6 protein-coding genes are annotated in these 6,000 nt (G+C 61.7%); all 6 read left to right on the top strand.

Features of this window, described 5'->3' with window-relative positions; translation table 11 throughout:
- Positions 1-596, top strand: a 596-nt coding sequence (locus GOQ25_RS03785; RefSeq protein ID WP_160349112.1) for an energy transducer TonB, incomplete at its 5' end; no start/stop codon positions are given.
- Between the two features lies 1 nt (position 597).
- A complete protein-coding gene (locus GOQ25_RS03780; protein ID WP_160349111.1) occupies positions 598-1,572 on the top strand; it encodes a MotA/TolQ/ExbB proton channel family protein in 975 nt (324 codons plus the stop codon).
- Complete coding sequence (locus tag GOQ25_RS03775; protein ID WP_160349110.1) at positions 1,572-2,078, top strand: biopolymer transporter ExbD; 507 nt, start codon at positions 1,572-1,574, stop codon at positions 2,076-2,078. Before GOQ25_RS03780 ends, GOQ25_RS03775 begins: the two co-directional genes overlap by 1 nt.
- A 142-nt stretch (positions 2,079-2,220) precedes the next feature.
- Entirely contained in the window at positions 2,221-2,892 is a 672-nt protein-coding gene (locus tag GOQ25_RS03770; RefSeq protein WP_160349109.1) for a response regulator transcription factor, read from the top strand.
- A gap of 143 nt (positions 2,893-3,035) precedes the next feature.
- A complete protein-coding gene (locus GOQ25_RS03765) occupies positions 3,036-4,061 on the top strand; it encodes an ATP-binding protein (protein WP_160349120.1) in 1,026 nt (341 codons plus the stop codon).
- 15 nt (positions 4,062-4,076) lie between these two features.
- A complete protein-coding gene (locus GOQ25_RS03760) occupies positions 4,077-5,978 on the top strand; it encodes a potassium transporter Kup (protein ID WP_160349108.1) in 1,902 nt (633 codons plus the stop codon).
- The last annotated feature ends 22 nt before the right edge of the window (positions 5,979-6,000 follow it).

Genomic DNA, 6,000 nt, shown 5'->3' with positions numbered 1-6,000 from the left:
TCGTCGAGCCGGAACCTGAGCCCGAACCCGTCGTCGAGCCCGAGCCAGAACCCGTGGTCGAGCCTGAACCGGAGCCGGAACCCGAGCCGGTCATCCCGCCGCCGCCCGTGCCGGAGCCCGCGCCTAAGCCCAAGCCAAAGCCTCAGCCCAAGCCGAAGCCCAAGGTCGAGAAACCGGTAGAAAAACCGAAACCGCCAAAGCCAGCCCCTGCGCCTAAACCCGCGCCGACCCCGCCCGTCGCACCGCCCTCCGGCGCGCCGGAGGGTGGCAAGGTGAACCAGGCGCCGGTTCAAGGCCCGCCGCCGGATCAACCTATCATGGTCTCCAGCGTGGAATACGTCGGTCGTCGGCCGATGCCGGAGTACCCCAGCATGTCGCGTCGTTTCCGTGAAGAGGGGCGGGTGATTATTCTGGTGGAGATCAATACCAGCGGCATCGTGCAAAAAGCCACGATCGATAAGAGCTCGGGTTTCCCCCGTCTCGATGAGTCCGCGTTGACGGCCGCGCGTAAAGCGCGGTTCAAACCCTTGATGCGCAATGGCGTGGCGTACCCCGCCAAGGCCAAATTACCGTTCGATTTCGTGATGAGGAACTGAGATGTCCAACGCTATGCAAAACGCCATTCTGGTGGCGCAGGCGAGCACCACGCCGGCAGCGCCTGCTGCCTCCAGTGCCGCGCCAGCGGCAGGCGGGGCGATTGATTCTGCCGTGTCTAATGCGGCTGCCGGCACGCAGCTGGCCAGCGACGCGCTGCAGCAGTCCGGGCCTGCGTTGTCGCAGGCAGGCAATACCCTGCAGTCAGCGGCTGCCGGGATGCAGGGCGCGGCGCCGGATATGGGTTTTATGCACTTTATCGCGCAAAGCGATTTTGTCGGCAAAGGCCTGTTTTTTATCCTGATCGTCATGTCGCTGGTGACCTGGTACCTGATCCTGGTCAAGTTCATCAGCAATGTGCGCATGCGCCGCCGCTCGTACGAATTTCTGAACAAGTTTTGGAATTCCAGCTCGTTGGAGCAGGTTGAAAATGAAATCGTCACGCACGGCGCGAACGATCCTTTCTCGCATTTGACCAGTCATGCCATGCATGCGCAAAAGCATCATGCGAAGTTTGGCGCCACCAAGCTGGAAGAATCCGGCGGCAACGGCGAATTCGTTACCCGCACCATGCGCAAGGTCATCGACGAGGAAACGGCGAAACTCGAGAACGGCTTGACCGTTCTGGCCTCGGTGGGCTCGACTGCGCCGTTCGTTGGGTTGTTCGGTACGGTGTGGGGCGTGTATCACGCACTGGTGGGTATTGGTCTGGCCGATGGCGTGACGATTAATCGTATCGCGGGCCCGGTGGGCGAAGCGCTGATCATGACCGGCCTGGGCCTGGCCGTGGCCATCCCAGCGGTGCTGGCCTATAACGCCTTTGTTCGTAATAACCGTGTGTTCCTCTCGCGCTTGGACGCTTTCGCGCACGACCTGTTTGCCTTTTTGAGCACGGGTCAGCAGGTAGAGTTGTCGGATGGTAAGGTGCGTGCGCTGCGTCGCCACGCCCAAAATGGGAACGGCCGGGGAGCGCAATAATGGCTTTTGGCAGCTTCGACAGCAAGGGTCCCGGCGGCCACACCGTGTCGGAAATCAACATGGTGCCGCTGATCGACGTCATGCTGGTGCTGCTGGTGATTTTCATCATCACGGCGCCTTTGATGGCGCATTCGGTGCGCATCAATATGCCGCAGGTCAGCTCGGAGCCGATTGAGCAGGAGCCCAAGAGCGTGGATCTGGCGATCGATGCGGCGGGCGCCTTGTTCTGGGACGATCAGCCGGTGGCCATTGACGATCTGCCCAATCGATTCCTGACCATGGCGCAGAACAAGCCGCAACCTGAGCTGCGCATTCGCGCCGATCTGAATACGCGGTATGAGGTGTTGGCGAAAGTGATGGCTGCCGCGCGGCGGTCTGGCCTGGCCAAGATCGGTTTCATTACGACGCCGGCACCGGATGGCGGTGCGCCTGCGGCTGCCGCGGGTCAGCCCTCAGCGGTGACGCCGCCTGCCGCTCAGCCGGCCGCGCCTGCCCCGGCACAGTAAGGCCGCGAGGACCGGCTCCTCTGCATCACTACGCCAGCTGTGGTGCGCCATGTGCGTCGCCAGAGCTGGCGTAGTGCTTTTGTAGTGAGGCGGTGCGATCTTTTGGTTTCTTCCCTTTTCCCCTTCGCGCTAGAATGCCGCCATGCGAGTACTTGTTATTGAAGACGACACCACCCTGGGCCATGCGCTTCAGGAGTTCCTGGCCGATCAGGGGTATGCGGTCGACTGGCTGACGGACGGGGATAAGGTCATCGGCGCGCTCGCCGGACAGGCCTATGACCTGCTGTTGCTGGATTTGAACTTGCCCGGACGCAGTGGTCTGGATGTATTGCGGCAATTGCGACAGGACGGCAATCAGGTGCCGGTGTTGATCGTGACGGCGCGCGATGGTCTGGAAGACCGCGTCGCCGGGCTGGACGCCGGCGCGGACGACTACGTCACCAAGCCTTTTGACCTGCCTGAACTGGCCGCGCGCGTGCGCGTTTTTGGCCGTCGTAGGGCGGGGCAGGCACAGCCACTGATCGAAGTCGGTCCCTTGAGCTTCGATACCGTCGGACGCGAGGTGCGTGCCAATGGGCAGCGTCTGTCGCTGTCGGTGCGTGAACTGTCGGTGCTGGAAATGTTGATGGCCCGCGCCGGTCGTGTGGTGACTAAGCGTCAGATCGTGAATTCCTTATCGGCGTGGGATGCCGACTTCAGCGAGAACGCAGTGGAGGTCTATGTGTACCGTCTGCGTAAACGTCTTGAGGGCACGGGCGCCAGTATTCTGACAGTGCGTGGCTTCGGTTATATGCTGGAGACGCAGTCCGCGTGAACATCTCGCGTCGGCCCGAGCCTCATGGCGCGAAAGTGCCACCTCAGTCGTCGGCCTCGAGTTCATCTCCTGGCAGTGCGCCGGGCAACGAGCGTTGGGCGTTTCCACGAGGGTCACTGGCGCGCTACCTGGTAAAACGGCTGCTGCCGCCTATCCTTGTCCTCGTCGTTCTGGATCTGATCGCTACCTGGGTCATCAGTCATAAGCTGGATATGGCCGGGTGGATGCTGGAGGACTTCTTTTGGCTGATGGTCGGCGGACAAGCTGTGCTGGTCGCCGTCTTTGCCTTTGTGATCGTGCAGGGCGTGCGCTCCGGCCTGCGGTCGGTCAATCATCTGTCCGAAGAAATCCGTCAGCGTTCGATCGACGATATGCAGCCCTTGGAAGTGGCTGGCGTACCGGCGGAGATCGAGCCGCTCGTGCGGCATACCAATGACCTCTTGTTGAGGCTGGACGCATCGCTTGCCGCGCAACGTCGATTCATCGGCCACGCGGCCCATCAACTGCGCACCCCGTTAAGCGGGCTGCGCATGGAATCCGAGCTCATGCTCTCACGGCCGCTGCCCGACGATGTTCGCGTGCGCGCGCAGCGCATCAAGGCGGTCAGCGATCGCATGATCCGATTGGGTCAGCAGTTGCTGGTGTTGGCGCGCGCCGACCCAAATGCGCGCCCTCAGGATAGTTTTGTCCGTATCGATCTCTGCGATTGGGTGAGGGCGAGCGGCGCGGAATGGATCCCTCATGCCCACGCCGAGCATTTCGCAATCGATCTGGTAGCGCCTGATCATCCGGTGTGGATCGATGGCGATCCGTTGCTGTTGGACGAGTTGCTGGGCAATCTGATCGACAATGCCGTGCGCTACGGCAACGATACGGGCCGCATCACGCTGACCGTGGGCGAGAATCCGCCGACCTTGGTCGTCGAGGACGATGGCCCGGGCATACCGCCCGAGGAACGCGAGCGGGTCTTCGAGGCCTTTTATCGTTCGCCGGGCAATGGCGCGGGCGGGTCCGGACTGGGCCTGGCGATCGTGCGCGAGATCGCCCACGCCCATGGCGCCTGGTGGAAGCTGACAAGCCGGCCCGAGTACGCGGGCACGCGTTTATCCGTGGTGTTTCCGGGGCCCCGCAAAGGGGCGCAGTTGACTCGGCAGGATCGTACATCCTGAGCGATTGGAGGTCCGATGAGTTCGACTGGGCAGGATCCCGCGGTGTCCACCGCGCATGCGTCGACTAAGCACGCCGCGCTGATGCTGGGTGCGCTTGGCGTGGTTTATGGTGATATCGGCACCAGTCCACTCTATACCCTGCGCGCGTGTCTGGCCGGCTTCGATCGGGTCGAGCCACATCATGTACTCGGTGTGCTGTCGATCTTGTTCTGGCTGCTCATGCTGGTCGTGTCGTTCAAGTATGTGATGCTGGTGCTGCGAGCCGATAACCGGGGCGAAGGCGGCACCTTGGCGCTATTGGAGCTGGCGGTGCGTGGACGGGCAGGGCGCGCGCGTTTGCTGCTCGTGGTCTTGGGTATTTTTGGTGCGGCGCTGTTCTACGGCGACAGCATCATCACGCCGGCCATATCGGTGTTATCCGCACTGGAGGGCATAGGCGTCGTGTCGCACAGGCTGGATCCGTGGGTCGTGCCGCTAGCGTTGCTTGTGTTGCTGGTTTTATTTTTGATACAGCACCAAGGTACAGGTGCGATGGGGCGGCTGTTCGGGCCGGTGATGGCGGTGTGGTTCGCGACGATGGCTGCGCTGGGTCTGAGGCAAATTGTGCATGCCCCGCAGGTATTGGAAGCGTTGAATCCCCTGATCGGCCTGCAGTTCATTGCAGAGTTCCCAGGACGCAGCTTTGTGCTGCTCGGTGCCGTGGTGCTGGCCTTGACCGGCGCCGAAGCCTTGTACGCGGATATGGGTCATTTTGGCAGGCAGGCAATCCGACGCGCCTGGTTCTCGATGGTGTTGCCGGCGTTGGGGCTTTGCTATTTTGGGCAGGGCGCATTGCTGCTGCAGGACCCGACGGCGATACGCAATCCCTTTTTTCTGATGGCGCCGCAGTGGGCGTTGGTGCCCTTGGTGATGCTGGCGACGGTAGCCACCGTCGTCGCGGCGCAGGCGGTGATTTCCGGGGCGTTCTCGGTAACGCGTCAGGCGATCCAACTCGGGTATTGGCCACGCATGCAGATTCTGCACACCTCTGCCGCAGAGAAGGGGCAGATCTATCTGCCGCAAGTGAACGCGTGGCTCCTGGTGTCGGTGTTGATTCTTGTGCTGGTGTTCCAGAGTTCTGAAAATCTCGCCGCAGCCTATGGCTTTGCCGTGACCGGGACGATGCTCACGACTACCCTGCTGGCGTTTACGGTGTTGCCGCGCGGCTCGACTGGCATGCGACGCGCGTTGTGGCTGAGCGCGCTTGGCGTTTTCCTGCTGGTGGATCTATTGCTCTTCAGCGCGAATGCGGCAAAGATTCACGAAGGCGGATGGCTACCCTTGATGGTGGGCATCGTGATGTTTTCCTTGATGATGACCTGGCGCCGCGGGCGACAGCTTTTAGCCTTGCGACACCAGCGCGATCAGGAAGCGCTACCCGCGTTTCTGGAGCAGTTGCAGCAGCATCCGCCGGCGCGTGTACCAGGGACGGCAGTCTTCTTGACGATGACGCCTGGCAGGGTGCCCGCCGCCTTGCTGCATAATCTGAAGCACAACAAGGTGCTGCACGAACACACGGTATTTCTCACGCTGGAAGTCGTGGACGTGCCCTACGTGTCGGATGAAGAGCGATTCCTGGTCGAGCCTGTGGGCATGGATAGCTGGCAGATCGCCGTGCACTACGGCTTTAAGGAAGACCCGAACGTGCCGCATGTGCTCAGACTGATCTCCGAGGCGTATCCGGAAATCGACCTGGAGCCGATGCGTACCTCGTATTTCTTATCGCGCCAGACGATTGTGGCCGCGCGTCAGCCGGCCATGGGGCGCTGGCGCATGGGCGTATTCTCGTTCATGGCGCGTAATGCGATGCGCAGCACACTGTTTTTTAAGATCCCGCCAAATCGCGTGGTCGAAATGGGCATGCAGGTTGAGATCTGAAGCGAATCCGCGGGTAAGAGGC

The sequence above is a fragment of the Bordetella sp. 15P40C-2 genome (assembly GCF_009763235.1).
Lineage (GTDB): Bacteria > Pseudomonadota > Gammaproteobacteria > Burkholderiales > Burkholderiaceae_B > Bordetella_A.
This window is presented reverse-complemented; position numbering and strand designations above follow the sequence as displayed.

What these genes read in the sequence shown, in the direction of transcription:
- GOQ25_RS03780 (WP_160349111.1), top strand. Translation starts at nt 598, where the DNA reads ATGTCCAACGCTATGCAAAACGCCATTCTGGTGGCGCAGGCGAGCACC.
- GOQ25_RS03775 (WP_160349110.1), top strand. Translation starts at nt 1,572, where the DNA reads ATGGCTTTTGGCAGCTTCGACAGCAAGGGTCCCGGCGGCCACACCGTG.
- GOQ25_RS03770 (WP_160349109.1), top strand. Translation starts at nt 2,221, where the DNA reads ATGCGAGTACTTGTTATTGAAGACGACACCACCCTGGGCCATGCGCTT.
- GOQ25_RS03760 (WP_160349108.1), top strand. Translation starts at nt 4,077, where the DNA reads ATGAGTTCGACTGGGCAGGATCCCGCGGTGTCCACCGCGCATGCGTCG.